The organism is Streptomyces alboflavus, from assembly GCF_000716675.1.
In the GTDB taxonomy this organism is placed as follows: domain Bacteria; phylum Actinomycetota; class Actinomycetes; order Streptomycetales; family Streptomycetaceae; genus Streptomyces; species Streptomyces alboflavus.
The window spans coordinates 207,519-221,376 of the sequence record NZ_JNXT01000022.1 but is presented as its reverse complement, the minus strand read 5'-3'; the positions used below and the strand labels follow the sequence as shown (position 1 = coordinate 221,376).

Here is a 13,858-nt window from a genome sequence, read left to right as displayed (position 1 = left end):
GAATAACTCGTTCCTATTTCTGCGAGTTGACGATCCGTCCGCTCTGTCGCGCGGAAATCGACCGGGCCGCAGACTGGTCCCATGGACTGGTGCCATTACCGCTTCCACAGCGTATGGAATCTGCCCGCCGCACCCGAGACGGTGTACGCCGTCCTGGAGCGGGCCGAGGACTACCCGCGCTGGTGGCCACAGGTGCGCGCCGTCACCGCCCTCGACGGGCGCACCGGCACCGCCCGCCTGCGCTCGCTGCTCCCCTACGACCTCGTCGTCACCGCCGAGGAGAGCCGCCGGGACCCCGGCCGCGGGGTCCTGGAGATCACCATGACCGGCGACCTGGACGGCTGGGCGCGCTGGACGCTCACCGCGGCCGACGGCGGCACCAGGGCGCGCTACGACCAGGAGGTCGACGTCCGCAAGGCGCTGATGCGACGCCTCGCCGTACCCGGCCGGCCCCTGTTCCTCGTCAACCACGCCCTGATGATGCGGTCGGGGCGGCGGGGGCTCGTCGCGTACCTGGAAGCGGTTTGAACCAACCGCGCCTGGACCTGTATTGTTCAGTGCGTTCCCGGGCGATTAGCTCAGTGGGAGAGCGCTTCGTTCACACCGAAGAGGTCACTGGTTCGAACCCAGTATCGCCCACCCGGAGAATCCCGGTCCGTCCCCGACGGACCGGTTTTTTCATGCCCGCACACCGGCGGGCGACACCCCGACGCTCAGGCGGCGGCGGGCAGTTCGGGCCGCAGCGGCCATGCGGGATCGACCGCCTCCGGCGTACCACTGCGTGCGAACCACGCCTGCAGCCCGCGCGCCTGAGCCGCGTGCCACACCGCCTGCAGCGTGTGCAGCTCGGCGGGGGACAACCGGTCGAGGCGGGCCGCGAAACGGCGTCCCACCGCGCGGACGACATCCAGCGCGGCCTGCGCGTCGGCCGCCGCGTCATGCGCGCCGGTCAGCTCCACCTCGTAGTGCTCGCACAGGTCCGACAGGGTGCGGCGGCCCTTGCGATAGCGGTCCAGCTGGCGGTCGAGCACCCGCGGATCGAGCACGCACAGCGGCCGGCTCTCCAGATACCGCGCGAGCGACGAGGCGCGATGCCTGCGCAACTCCCGGTCGAACAACGTCAGATCGAACGGAGCGTTCATCACCACGAGCGGCCGGCCCGCCGCGCCCTGCTCCGCCAGCTCGCGCCCTATCTCCTCCATCACCGGAGCCGGCCAGCGGCCGTTGCGCTCCAGATGCTCCTGGGTGAGCCCGTGCACCGCGGTCGCGGCGGCGGGCACCACAACGCCCGGGTTCACCAGCCAGCGGGTGACACGGGGCCGGGCCCCCGCGCCGTTCTGAACGACGACGGCGGCCGACACGATCCGGTCGGTCTCGACGTCGACACCCGTGGTCTCCGTGTCGAATGCGGCCAATGGGCCTTCGTACCAGCACGTCATCCTGACGCAACTCCTCGTTCAGCTCCGGCAGTTGACCTGCGTAACTGCCCACGCTGGTGATACCCGGGCCGTTTGCGCCGAACCCGGCCCGGAGACAACAGAGGTACAGGGCACGGACATCGACCGGCCCGAGCGGGGAAACGTCTGGTTCGGAAGGCTTGTTGAACATGGCGCTCGCGCAGCCCGAACAGGGTGGGCTGCTGCCCGAGCGGATCGCACCGCCGCGCGGCACACTCGCCACCACCGCCTGCATGGAGACCCTTCAGGTGGGCTACCTGCACGCCGTCGCCGCGGCGGCGGGGTGCTCGCTCTCCCAGCCCTTTCCGGACAACGGCATCGACTGGCACGTCAGCCACAGCGCCCCCGGGCACACGGTCGACGACGAGGTCACCATCAAGGTGCAGCTCAAGTGCACGTACCAGATACCGCCCCGACCGGCGGGGCCCGCCTTCTCCTTCACCCTGGACAACGCGCACCTGGAGAAGCTCGCCCGCACCCCCGTGTCGGTGCACAAGATCCTCGTCGTGATGATCGTGCCCCGCTCCCGCGACGACTGGCTGCGTGCCGGGCACGACCGGCTCGACCTGCGGCACTGCTGCTACTGGACCAACCTCGCCGGACACCCGGTGACGGGCAGGCGAAGGACCACCGTCCGCGTCCCGACCTCGCGGATCTTCGACGACCGCGCGCTCTGCGAGATCATGACGCGGGTCGGGACGGGAGGGAGACCCTGATGCACCGCCCGATCGACGACCCCGCGCCGCCACGCGGCCCCCGGCCCCACCCCGTCCACACCTCCGCCCTCTGGTCCGACCCGCCCGCACCCGGTCAGGTCGACCCCGCCGTGCTCGGCGCGCTGCTCGACCGGCACGGCTGGAACCGCCGCGGCGGCGCCGCCGGACGCTACTCCCGCTGGACCCCGCCGGGACCCGGCAACGGCGGCACCAGCCTGCTCGTCCCCGAGAGCCGCTCCTTCCCCGACTGCGAGGACCTGATCGGCGAGGCCCTGACCGCACTCGCCCGCAGCTCCTCGCCGTCCGCCCGCGACGTCCTTGTCTCCCTCACCGTGCCCAGCGACGAGATCCGCTGGTGGCGCGACGTTCCGAGCGGACCGGCGGACACCGCGTCCTGGACCGTCGAGGAACGCCTGCGCGCCGCCGCGCGCCAGATGCTGCTCGCCGGGGCGCTCGCCGCACGGGCCCGGGCCGGGTACTACGGCGCGCGCCACCGCCGCCCCGCGACCGCCCTCCTGGAGGACATCCTCGTCGGACCCGCCCCCGGCGGGCGGCGCCTGACCGCGTTCGTCCCGGTCGCCGCGGGCCGACCGCTCGCCGTGCGGCTGCACCAGGCGCTCTACGCCGCCCGCGAGGCCGTCGACTACCGGCGGGCCACCGGCGGCATGGACGCCTTCGACGGCGCCGTCGCCGCGGGCGTCAGCCACGAACTGGTCGAGGCCGTCGTCGCCCTCGTCCGCGGCACCGAGGGCGCCCGGGTCGAGGTGTCCTGGTCACCCGCCGCCGGGGTGCCCGAGGGCTGCGCCGCGGCCGCCGGGCCCGTCGAGTTCTCGCCCGGGGACCTGCCCGTCCTTCGCGAGGCCAGCGCCCGCTATCTGCGCGCCGAGCCTTCGGTGCCGGTGCGGATCACCGGGACCGTGGTGCGGATGCGGCGGTCGGGGCCGCGCGGGGCCGGGACGGTACGGGTGCGGGTGCTCGCGGGCGCGGAGGTTCCGCATGTGCGGATGGCCCTGGACGAGGAGGACTACCGCATCGCGGGGCACGCGCATCTGGTCGGGCTGCCGATCCGGGTGCAGGGGCGGCTCGAGAGCAGGGGCGGCTTCCGCAGGCTCACGGAGGCGGCCGAGGTGGTGCCGGTGCAGGTCGACGAGGCCGAGCGGGACCGCCTGATGAAGTCGCTCCAGGAGAATCTGGACTTCTTCGAGGAGGCGTGCAGCGGGGACTGAGGGGCGCGTGGTGGGACCGAGGGCCTGCGCGGCGGGGACCGGGCGGGGCTGAGTCGGCCGTCGCGGAGGGCGCTGCGGAGCCGGGGCGGTCCGGCGCCGGGCTTATCCGTTTCGCGATGCGCCCCGGGGGCTCGGTACGATTCGTTGCGCGCGCAGGGGCAGATCTGCGCGGCCCGCTTCCAGCAGGGCAGCCCCCTTCAGGCAGGAGAAACCGGTGTCAGACGTCCGTGTGATCATCCAACGCGATTCCGAGCGGGATGAACGCGTGGTGACCACGGGCACCACGGCCGCCGACCTGTTCGACGGCGAGCGCACCGTCGTCGCGGCCCGCGTGGGCGGTGAGCTGAAGGACCTGGCGTACGCGGTTGCCGACGGCGAGGTCGTCGAGCCCGTCGAGATCTCCTCCGAGGACGGCCTGAACATCCTGCGGCACTCCACCGCGCACGTGATGGCGCAGGCCGTGCAGGAGCTGTTCCCGGAGGCCAAGCTCGGCATCGGGCCGCCCATCCGCGACGGCTTCTACTACGACTTCGACGTCGCCGAGCCCTTCACCCCGGAGGACCTCAAGCGCGTCGAGAAGAAGATGCAGGAGATCCAGAAGCGCGGCCAGCGCTTCGCGCGCCGCGTCACCAACGACGACGACGCCCGCGTCGAGCTCGCCGACGAGCCGTACAAGCTGGAACTCATCGGCCTCAAGGGCAACGCCGCGAACGCCGCCGACGGCGCGGACGCCGAGGTGGGCGCCGGCGAGCTGACCATCTACGACAACATCGACGCCAAGACCGGCGAGCTGTGCTGGAAGGACCTCTGCCGCGGTCCGCACCTGCCCACCACCCGCAACATCCCGGCGTTCAAGCTGATGCGCTCCGCCGCCGCCTACTGGCGGGGCAGCGAGAAGAACCCCCAGCTCCAGCGCATCTACGGCACCGCGTGGCCGTCCAAGGACGAGCTGAAGGCGCACCTGGAGTTCCTCGCCGAGGCCGAGAAGCGCGACCACCGCAAGCTCGGCGCGGAGCTGGACCTGTTCTCCTTCCCCGAGGAGCTCGGCCCGGGCCTCGCCGTCTTCCACCCCAAGGGCGGCGTGGTCCGCAAGGTGATGGAGGACTACTCGCGGCGCCGCCACGAGGAGACCGGCTACGAGTTCGTGAACACCCCGCACATCTCGAAGGAGCACCTCTTCGAGACCTCGGGGCACCTGCCGCACTACGCCGAGGGCATGTTCCCGCCCATCGAGTTCGACGGGCAGAACTACCGCCTCAAGGCCATGAACTGCCCGATGCACAACCTGATCTTCAAGTCGCGCGGGCGTTCCTACCGTGAACTGCCGCTGCGGCTCTTCGAGTTCGGCACCGTGTACCGCTACGAGAAGTCGGGCGTCGTGCACGGCCTGACCCGCTCACGCGGCTTCACCCAGGACGACTCGCACATCTACTGCACCAAGGAGCAGATGGCGGACGAGCTGGACAAGCTCCTCACCTTCGTCCTGGACCTGCTGCGCGACTACGGCCTGAACGAGTTCGAGCTGGAGCTGTCCACCCGCGACCCCGAGTCGGACAAGTTCATCGGCTCCGACGAGGACTGGGCGGAGGCCACCGAGGCGCTGCGGCTGGCCGCCGAGAAGCAGGGGCTTCCGCTGGTGCCCGACCCGGGCGGCGCCGCGTACTACGGCCCGAAGATCTCCGTCCAGGCGAAGGACGCGATCGGCCGCTCCTGGCAGATGTCGACCCTCCAGGTCGACTTCAACCAGCCCAAGCGGTTCGGTCTGGAGTACACCGCGGCGGACGGCTCACGCCAGCAGCCCGTCATGCTGCACCGCGCCCTGTTCGGCTCCATCGAGCGGTTCTTCGGCGTGCTCCTGGAGCACTACGCGGGCGCCTTCCCGGCCTGGCTCGCCCCGGTGCAGGCGGTCGGCATCCCGATCGGCGACGCCCACATCCCCTACCTGCGCGAGTTCGCCGAGAAGGCGCGCGCCCAGGGGCTGCGGGTCGAGGTGGACGCCTCCTCGGACCGCATGCAGAAGAAGATCCGCAACCAGCAGAAGGCCAAGGTGCCCTTCATGGTCATCGCGGGCGACGAGGACATGGAGCACGGCGCCGTGTCCTTCCGCTACCGCGACGGCTCGCAGGAGAACGGCATCCCGGTCGACGAGGCCATCGCGAAGATCGTGAAGGTCGTCGAGGAGCGCGTGCAGGTCTGACGCCGGGCAGGACGCTTCAGGAGGACCCCGGGGACGAACCCCCGGGGTCCCGCCCCGGCGTCGACCCCGGGGTCCGCCCCGGCGGCACGCCGCCCACGGGCGAAGTCATATGCTGCACAGCATGACGATTGAGCCGGAGCAGCAGATCGGAGTGGGGACGCGGGACGCGTTCCAGCGCCTGTGGACGCCTCACCGGATGGCGTACATCCAGGGCGAGAACAAGCCCACCGGTCCAGGGGCGGACGACGGCTGCCCCTTCTGCTCGATCCCGGCGAAATCGGACGAGGACGGGCTGGTCATCGCCCGGGGTGAGCACGTCTACGCGGTGCTCAACCTCTACCCGTACAACGGCGGCCACCTGATGGTGGTGCCCTACCGCCACGTCGCGGACTACACGGAGCTGACAGGACTGGAGACCGTCGAGCTCGGCGAGCTGACCAAGCAGGCGATGACGGCGCTGCGCACCGCCTCCGGGGCGCACGGCTTCAACATCGGCATGAACCAGGGCACCGTCGCGGGCGCCGGGATCGCCGCCCATCTGCACCAGCACATCGTGCCGCGCTGGGGCGGCGACACCAACTTCATGCCGGTCGTCGGCCACACCAAGGTGCTGCCCCAGCTCCTCGCCGACACCCGCAAGATGCTCGCGGAGGCGTGGCCCGTGGGGTGACGCCCGACTGTTCGGCGAAGAGGGCGGCGCGGTCCGATCGCGCCGCCCTCTTCGCCGTGGCCGGGCCTAGGTGCCGTACACGTCCGCGTTGCGCGGCATGGGGTCCTGCACCGCCCCGCTGAGGAACGTGGCGCGGCCGCTGAAGCGGTCGGTGTTCACGCCGTTCTCCTCCAGGACCTTGATGGCCGCCGAGTGCACCACGCGCAGCACCGGTGTGGCCGCGCGCAGGGCGTCGTCGGCCATGAAGCGGTGCCGCCACGGCTTGTCGGCCCAGGTGTGCCGCAGGCCGAACGGCTCGGGCAGGACGAGCTTGCCGCCCAGGTAGTCCAGCATCGGCGGATACCAGGTGAAGGGGGCGCGCACGGCGAGGCGCACCACCTCCTGGGCGTCGACGAGCGGCAGCTGCTGGGTCTTGGTCTCCCAGAACTTCACGGTCTTGCTGACCGTCTTGGTCTTGGGGGAGGGCTTGCTGGTGAACAGCGAGTGCACGGGGCCGAGCGCGTGCCCGGTGACCTCGATGCGCAGGGTCTCGTGGAGCACGGTGACCGTGATCAGCATCGTGATCACCAACTGGCCGTCCCAGAGGGTGAACTGGACGCCCAGGTAGTGCCGGTCGCCGCTGCCGAACTGCTGCTCGTTGCAGATGCGCTGTATCTCGTGGCCCTTGATCTGGAAGGCGTCGACGTCGGTGCCCGAGGGGCGGGAGACCGATCCCGCGTTCTCGCCGATGGGGGTGACGACCCAGTGCTTTATCGACGGCTTGGGGAAGCCGCCGGTGTGCAGGGGGCCGCGCTCCAGCATGCGGAGCTGGTCGTGCACCGCGCGTATGACGTCCCAGCTGCGGAACGGGTTGATCTCCTTGCCCTCTTCGCGGGGGGTCAGCTCCTCGGCGAGCTGCCAGCTGCCCCAGCGGGTGCCCATGCCCAGTATTCCCTTGGGGCCCGCGTAGAAGACGGAGTTGGACTGCTGCTCGGCGGAGAGCCGGGCGAGGCCCTGGCGCAGCCGCTCGGCCGCGGTCTCGCCGGGGCTGCCAGGGACCGCTTCGGGGATCTTGGCGCCGATGCCGCCGCCCGCGAGCAGGCTGTCCCAGCGGTCCCGCAGGTCCTTGGCGGTGCCCTCGGCGACGTGCTTGGCCCAGAACCAGCCGAGCACGGGCGCGATGGGGCAGATCCGCAGATACCAGGCCCAGAAGCCGCCGAAGGGCAGCTTGATCAGGAGCAGCACGACGAGGACGCCGAGGGCGACGAGAACGGCCGTGGCGATGGCCTGGGTGCGCTTGTCCTTCTGCTTGGAGATCCACCTGCGGGCGGTGAACACCAGGAGCCAGGCGAGCAGGCCCGGCAGGAAGAGCAGCCCGCAGATCGCCATCACGGCCGTGAGCCAGCTGTCCCGCTGCCTGCGGATGCGGTTGGCCGCCAGGCAGTGCTCGACGACCGCCTGCGGCTCGGTGCCGAAGGACTGGATGAGCGCCGGGCGTGCGCCGCCGAGCATCCGCACCTGCACGGTGCGCGAGAAGGCCTCGCCCAGGCTGGGCTTGCACAGTGACCACAGTCCGGGCTTGACCACGGATTTGTGCCAGTCGCTGTTGGCCTTCAGGATGTCGTCGACCTCGCCGTCGCGATACGCCGCCGACGCCAGGGCATGGGTCGCCGCGGTCTGTCCTGCGGCGCCAGCCAGCGGGACCTGGGCCCCCGGCCTGAAGTCGAATACGTCGTCCGCCACCTGCCGCCCCCAACGCCGCACCGCCCCTGGCGCCGCGACTCTTCCCGACTGCGTTTCTTCCCGACTGCGTTGTTTCCCGAGATTCCCGACTGCTTTGCCAGGCACACCTGTTGAGCGGCCGGTACAGCTTTTGATCAGGTCATCAGCGTATAGGTGCGCACTGACATCCGGCAGGGGGCCGTGAAATGCCGCCCGCCGGACGGGCTCCGGGCGGGCGGCATCGGGGGCCTTCCGGGTCAACTAGACGCCGTGCTCGGCCTGTTCACGGATCTTCTGGGACAGCTGGGCGGGCATCGGCTCGTGCCGGGCGTAGGACCGGCTGAAGCGGGCGGTGCCCTGGGAGAGGGAGCGCAGGTCCACCGCGTACCGGCCGATCTCGATCTCGGGGACCTCGGCCCGGACCAGGGTGCGGCCGCCCGGGGCCTGCTCGGTGCCCACGACGCGGCCGCGCCGCCCGGACAGGTCGCTCATGACCGAGCCGACGTGTTCGTCGCTTACCAGCACCCGCACCTCGGCGACCGGTTCGAGCAGGTGGATGGTGGCGTCCGCGGCCGCCTCCCGCAGCGCGAGCGCGCCCGCCGTCTGGAACGCGGCGTCGGAGGAGTCCACCGAGTGCGCCTTGCCGTCGAGCAGCGTCACGCGCACGTCGATGAGCGGATAGCCGGCCGCGACCCCCTTGGCCGCCTGCGCCCGGATGCCCTTCTCCACGGACGGGATGAACTGCCGTGGCACCGCGCCGCCGACGACCTTGTCGACGAACTCGATGCCGCTCCCGCCGGGCAGCGGCTCCACCTCGATCTCGCAGATCGCGAACTGCCCGTGGCCGCCCGACTGCTTCACGTGCCGGCCACGCCCGGAGGCCCTGCCCCCGAACGTCTCCCGCAGCGAGACCTTGTGCGGCACGAGGTCGACCTGCACGCCGTAGCGGTGGCGCAGCCGCTCAAGGGCGACGTCCGCGTGGGCCTCGCCCAGGCACCACAGGACCACCTGGTGGGTGTCCTGGTTCTGTTCGAGCCGCATCGTCGGGTCCTCGGCGACGAGGCGGGCGAGGCCCTGGGAGAGCTTGTCCTCGTCGGGCTTGCTGTGCGCCTCGATGGCGAGCGGGAGCAGCGGGTCGGGCATGTCCCAGGGCTCCATCAGAAGCGGGTCGTCCTTGGCGGAGAGGGTGTCGCCGGTCTCGGCGCGGCCGAGCTTGGCGACGCAGGCCAGATCGCCCGCGATGGCCTGGCTGAGCGTGCGCTGCTGCTTGCCGAACGGCGAGGACAGGGCGCCCACGCGCTCGTCGACGTCGTGGTCCTCGTGGCCGCGGTCGGCGAGGCCGTGCCCCGACACGTGCACGGTCTCGTCGGGGCGCAGGGTCCCGGAGAAGACGCGGACCAGCGAGATCCGGCCGACGTAGGGGTCGGACGCGGTCTTGACCACCTCGGCGGCGAGGGGGCCTTCGGGGTCGCAGGTGAGGGGCGGGCGGGGCTTTCCCGCGGGCGTGGTGACGGCTGGGGCGGGGTGTTCCAGGGGGGTGGGGAAGCCGCCGGTGATCAGCTCCAGGAGCTCGACGGTGCCGATGCCCTGGCGGGCTCCCTCGGCGGCCGGGGCGGCGGCGAGGACCGGGTGGAAGATGCCGCGTGCGACGGCTCGCTCCAGGTCCTGGACGAGGGTCTCGTAGTCGATGTCCTCGCCGCCCAGGTAGCGGTCCATCAGGGACTCGTCCTCGCTCTCGGCGATGATCCCCTCGATGAGCTTGTTGCGCGCCTCCTCGATCACCGGCAACTGGTCGGCGCCCGGTTCGGACTCCTTGCGTTCGCCCGACGCGTAGTCGAAGATCCGCTGCGAGAGCAGTCCGACCAGGCCGGTGACGGGTGCGTGCCCGTCGGGCCCCTGCTCGCCGTGGAGCGGCAGGTACAGCGGAAGGACGGCGTCGGGGTCGTCCGCGCCGAAGGCCTCGGCGCAGCACCGCGTGATGTCCGTGAAGTCGGCGCGCGCCGCCTCCAGGTGCGTGACCACGATGGCCCGCGGCATGCCGACCGCGGCGCACTCCTCCCACACCATGCGGGTCGCGCCGGTGATGCCCTCGGCGCCCTCGGCCGCCGAGACGACGAAAAGGGCCGCGTCCGCGGCACGCAGACCGGCCCTCAGCTCACCGACGAAGTCGGCGTATCCCGGGGTGTCCAGGATATTGATCTTGTAGCCGCCCCATTCGACGGGGACGAGGGACAGCTGTACGGAGCGTTGCTGGCGGTGCTCTATGTCGTCGTAGTCCGAGACCGAGGTGCCGTCCTCCACCCGGCCCGCCCGGTTCACCGCCCCCGCGGTCAGCGCGAGGGCTTCCACCAGAGTCGTCTTGCCCGATCCGCTGTGGCCGACCAGCACCACATTCCGTACGGACGCGGGATGGTCGGCCGTCGCTGCCCTGCCGGCGGCTCCGGGGTGTGCGTTCGCCTTGTCGCCCATGCCTTGGCCTCCCGGTTACGCGCATGGCTGAGGAGGCTCAGCCCCCTCAGGGATGCTGGCTGTGCGCGGACACACGGGACCCGCGTGCGAAAGGCGGCTCCGGCGACGCCCGCGGTGCTTTCGAGCTTTGCACTCGTGTCACGGTGCGTCCATACGTCGTACGCGATCGTGAGGGGGCGAGCCGGTGTGTCGCGGGCGTGACTACGATGGGCCAGCCGGTGGCCAACGGGGCCGCCATGGGCACCGACCCTCGGGAAGGCCATGCTGAACAAGTACGCGCGTGCATTCTTCACGCGTGTCCTCACACCGTTCGCCGCGTTTCTCATCCGCCGCGGGGTCAGCCCCGACACGGTGACGTTCATCGGCACGGCCGGTGTCGTGGCGGGAGCGCTGGTCTTCTACCCCCGGGGCGAGTTCTTCTGGGGCACGGTCGTCATCACGCTGTTCGTGTTCTCGGACCTGGTCGACGGGAACATGGCGCGCCAGCTCGGCCGGTCCAGCCGGTGGGGGGCTTTCCTCGACTCCACGCTCGACCGGGTCGCGGACGGCGCGATCTTCGGTGGCTTCGCGCTCTGGTACGCGGGGTCCGGCGACGACAACATCTTGTGCGCGGTCTCCATCTTCTGCCTGGCCAGCGGCCAGGTCGTGTCGTACACGAAGGCGCGCGGCGAGGCCATCGGCCTGCCCGTCGCCGTCAACGGCCTGGTCGAGCGGGCCGAGCGCCTGGTGATCTCGCTGGTCGCCGCGGGCTTCGCCGGACTGCACAAGTTCGGGGTCCCCGGCATCGACGTGCTGCTTCCCGTCGCGCTGTGGATCGTCGCCGTCGGCAGCCTCGTGACGCTGGTGCAGCGCGTGGTGACCGTGCGCCGTGAGGCGGAGGAGGCGGACCAGGAGGCCGCCAGCGAGACGCCCCAGGAGAGCGAGACGGCTTCATGAGCCCCACTACGGAGAAGCTCACGGACGCGCTGTACGGCCTCGGCTGGAGCACCGTCAAGAAGCTTCCCGAGCCCGCCGCCGTGCGCCTCGGCCGCACCATCGCCGACCTCGCCTGGAAGCGGCGCGGCAAGGGCGTCCTCCGTCTGGAGGCGAACTACGCGCGCGTGGTGCCCGACGCGTCCCCCGCGCGCCTCGCCGAGCTGTCCAAGGCGGGCATGCGGTCGTACATGCGGTACTGGATGGAGTCCTTCAGACTGCCCGCCTGGAGCAAGGACCGCATCCGGAACGGCTTCGTCCCGGACGACCTGCACCACCTCACCGACGGCCTGGCCTCGGGCCGGGGCGTGATCCTCGCGCTGCCGCACCTGGGCAACTGGGACCTGGCGGGCGCCTGGGTCACCACGAAGCTCCAGACGCCGTTCACGACCGTCCAGGAGCGGCAGAAGCCCGAGTCCCTGTACGACCGCTTCGTGGCCTACCGCAGCGGCCTCGGCATGGAGGTCCTGCCGCACACCGGCGGCTCCGCCTTCGGCACGCTGGCGCGGCGGCTGCGCGCGGGCGGCCTCGTCTGCCTGGTCGCCGACCGTGATCTGTCGGCGTCCGGCGTCGAGGTGAAGTTCTTCGGCGAGAGCGCGCGGATGCCGGCCGGGCCCGCCGCGCTCGCCCAGCAGACCGGCGCGCTGCTGCTCCCGGTGACGCTCTGGTACGACGACTCGCCGGTCATGCGGGGCCGCGTCCACCCGCCGGTCGACGTGCCCGAGACGGGGACGCGCAGCGAGAAGACGGCCGCCATGACGCAGGCCCTCGCCGACGCCTTCGCCACCGGCATCGCCGACCACCCGCAGGACTGGCACATGCTCCAGCGCCTGTGGCTCGCCGACCTCGACCCGGCCAAGGCGCCGGACGGCCGCGCGGGCGAAGGGGCGCCCCGCCCGGCGGGCGAGGGGTCGCCGTGAAGATCGGCATCGTCTGCCCCTACTCGTGGGACGTGCCGGGCGGCGTCCAGTTCCACATCCGCGATCTGGCGGAGCACCTCATCCGCCTCGGGCATGAGGTCTCCGTCCTCGCTCCCGCCGATGACGAGACCCCCCTGCCGCCGTACGTGGTGTCGGCGGGCCGGGCCGTTCCGGTTCCCTACAACGGCTCCGTGGCGCGGCTGAACTTCGGATTCATCTCGGCCGCGCGGGTACGCCGCTGGCTCCATGACGGCACCTTCGACGTGATCCACATCCACGAGCCGACCTCGCCGTCGCTCGGGCTGCTCACGTGCTGGGCGGCGCAGGGGCCGATCGTCGCCACCTTCCACACCTCCAACCCGCGTTCGCGGGCCATGATCGCCGCGTATCCGATCCTCCAGCCCGCCCTGGAGAAGATCAGCGCGCGCATCGCCGTCAGCGAGTACGCGCGCCGCACGCTCGTGGAGCACCTGGGCGGCGACGCCGTGGTCATCCCCAACGGCGTCGACGTCGACTTCTTCGCCCGCGCCGAGCCCAAGCCCGAGTGGCAGGGCCAGACGATCGGCTTCATCGGACGCATCGACGAGCCCCGCAAGGGCCTGCCGGTGCTGATGAAGGCCCTCCCGCAGATCTTCGCGGCCCGCCCCGAGGCTCGCCTCCTGGTGGCAGGACGCGGCGACGAGGAGGAGGCCGTCGCCTCCCTGCCCGCCGAGCTGCGCTCCCGGGTGGAGTTCCTCGGCATGGTCAGCGACGAGGACAAGGCGCGGCTGCTGCGCAGCGTCGACGTGTACGTCGCCCCGAACACCGGCGGCGAGAGCTTCGGCATCATCCTCGTCGAGGCGATGTCGGCGGGCGCCCCCGTCCTCGCCAGCGACCTCGACGCCTTCGCCCAGGTCCTCGACCAGGGCGCGGCGGGCGACCTCTTCGCCAACGAGGACGCCTCCTCGCTCGCCGACGCCGCCATCCGTCTCCTGCGCGACCCCGAACGCCGCGAGGAACTCCGCGAACGCGGCACCAAGCACGTACGCCGCTTCGACTGGTCCACGGTCGGCGCCGACATCCTCTCGGTCTACGAGACGGTCACGGACGGCGCGGCAGCGGTGGCGACGGACGAACGCACGGGCTTGCGGGCACGCTTCGGCTTGGCAAAGGACAAGTTGTAGCCCTCGGGGCGCGTGGGGGAGAGGGGCCGCCCGTCCGGCGGGGCGCTTCAGCCTCCCACCGGCGGGCGGGGGCGATTCAGCCTGTGCGGCGTTTGAGGAGAAGGTCGGAGGCCGATAGTCCCCCACGGGCGGGCGGGGGCGATTCAGCCTGTCCGGCGTTTGAGGACGAGGCCGGAGGCCGATAACCCCCACCGGCGGGCGGGGACGATTCAGCCTGTCCGGCGTTTGAGGACGAGGCCGGAGGCCGATAACCCCCCACGGGCGGACGGGATCGATTCAGCCTGTCCGGCGTTTGAGGACGAGGCCGGAGGCCGATAACCCCCTACCGGCGGACGGGATCGATTCAGCCCGTCCGGCGCTTGAGGAC

10 protein-coding genes, 1 tRNA gene and 1 pseudogene are annotated in these 13,858 nt (G+C 71.5%); 9 read left to right on the top strand and 3 right to left on the bottom strand.

The window, feature by feature from the left end:
* The first annotated feature begins 81 nt into the window (after positions 1–81).
* On the top strand, positions 82–528 hold the full coding sequence (locus OO63_RS18990) for an SRPBCC family protein (RefSeq protein ID WP_030360524.1): 447 nt from the start codon (positions 82–84) through the stop codon (positions 526–528).
* 39 nt (positions 529–567) lie between these two features.
* A tRNA-Val gene (locus tag OO63_RS18985) sits at positions 568–639 on the top strand.
* A gap of 74 nt (positions 640–713) precedes the next feature.
* Here the strand turns inward: OO63_RS18985 and OO63_RS18980 are convergent.
* Positions 714–1,439, bottom strand: coding sequence for an exonuclease domain-containing protein (locus OO63_RS18980; RefSeq protein ID WP_030360523.1), 726 nt, complete (start codon positions 1,437–1,439; stop codon positions 714–716).
* A gap of 167 nt (positions 1,440–1,606) precedes the next feature.
* Between OO63_RS18980 and OO63_RS18975 the strand changes: the two genes are divergently transcribed.
* The 4 genes from OO63_RS18975 (at position 1,607) to OO63_RS18960 (ending at position 6,266) form a co-directional block, all read left to right on the top strand.
* A complete protein-coding gene (locus OO63_RS18975; protein ID WP_030360522.1) occupies positions 1,607–2,173 on the top strand; it encodes a DUF4365 domain-containing protein in 567 nt (188 codons plus the stop codon).
* Positions 2,170–3,399: a hypothetical protein gene (locus OO63_RS18970; protein WP_030360521.1), complete on the top strand. Its 1,230-nt coding sequence runs from the start codon at positions 2,170–2,172 to the stop codon at positions 3,397–3,399. The genes OO63_RS18975 and OO63_RS18970 overlap by 4 nt, the downstream gene beginning before the upstream one ends.
* Before the next feature lie 214 nt (positions 3,400–3,613).
* Positions 3,614–5,596 carry a threonine--tRNA ligase gene (thrS, locus tag OO63_RS18965; protein WP_030360520.1) on the top strand — a complete coding sequence of 661 codons (1,983 nt, stop codon included), beginning with the start codon at positions 3,614–3,616 and terminating at the stop codon, positions 5,594–5,596.
* 109 nt (positions 5,597–5,705) lie between these two features.
* Positions 5,706–6,266 (top strand): HIT family protein, encoded by a 561-nt coding sequence (locus OO63_RS18960; RefSeq protein ID WP_030360519.1) that lies wholly within the window; start codon positions 5,706–5,708, stop codon positions 6,264–6,266.
* A gap of 66 nt (positions 6,267–6,332) precedes the next feature.
* On the opposite strand, the gene OO63_RS18955 is transcribed toward OO63_RS18960, so the two are convergent.
* Both OO63_RS18955 and OO63_RS18950 read right to left on the bottom strand, forming a co-directional pair.
* Complete coding sequence (locus tag OO63_RS18955) at positions 6,333–7,988, bottom strand: hypothetical protein (protein ID WP_030360518.1); 1,656 nt, start codon at positions 7,986–7,988, stop codon at positions 6,333–6,335.
* Between the two features lie 240 nt (positions 7,989–8,228).
* Entirely contained in the window at positions 8,229–10,436 is a 2,208-nt protein-coding gene (locus OO63_RS18950; protein ID WP_030360517.1) for an elongation factor G-like protein EF-G2, read from the bottom strand.
* 206 nt (positions 10,437–10,642) lie between these two features.
* On the opposite strand from OO63_RS18950, the pseudogene pgsA reads away from it, so the two are divergent.
* From pgsA to OO63_RS18935, 3 genes and pseudogenes are all read left to right on the top strand, one after another.
* Positions 10,643–11,372 (top strand): annotated as a pseudogene (gene pgsA, locus OO63_RS18945) (phosphatidylinositol phosphate synthase).
* Entirely contained in the window at positions 11,369–12,328 is a 960-nt protein-coding gene (locus tag OO63_RS18940; RefSeq protein WP_030360515.1) for a phosphatidylinositol mannoside acyltransferase, read from the top strand. Before pgsA ends, OO63_RS18940 begins: the two are co-directional and overlap by 4 nt.
* The gene (locus tag OO63_RS18935; RefSeq protein ID WP_030360514.1) at positions 12,325–13,491 is read left to right on the top strand and encodes a glycosyltransferase family 4 protein; all 1,167 of its coding nucleotides are present in this window, start codon (positions 12,325–12,327) and stop codon (positions 13,489–13,491) included. The genes OO63_RS18940 and OO63_RS18935 overlap by 4 nt, the downstream gene beginning before the upstream one ends.
* Positions 13,492–13,858 lie beyond the last annotated feature (367 nt).

Bases quoted from the DNA above. Each gene is read 5' to 3' on its own strand.
- OO63_RS18960 (WP_030360519.1), top strand. From the start codon at position 5,706: ATGCTGCACAGCATGACGATTGAGCCGGAGCAGCAGATCGGAGTGGGG.
- OO63_RS18980 (WP_030360523.1), bottom strand. From the start codon at position 1,439: ATGACGTGCTGGTACGAAGGCCCATTGGCCGCATTCGACACGGAGACC.
- OO63_RS18990 (WP_030360524.1), top strand. From the start codon at position 82: ATGGACTGGTGCCATTACCGCTTCCACAGCGTATGGAATCTGCCCGCC.
- OO63_RS18950 (WP_030360517.1), bottom strand. From the start codon at position 10,436: ATGGGCGACAAGGCGAACGCACACCCCGGAGCCGCCGGCAGGGCAGCG.
- OO63_RS18975 (WP_030360522.1), top strand. From the start codon at position 1,607: ATGGCGCTCGCGCAGCCCGAACAGGGTGGGCTGCTGCCCGAGCGGATC.
- OO63_RS18940 (WP_030360515.1), top strand. From the start codon at position 11,369: ATGAGCCCCACTACGGAGAAGCTCACGGACGCGCTGTACGGCCTCGGC.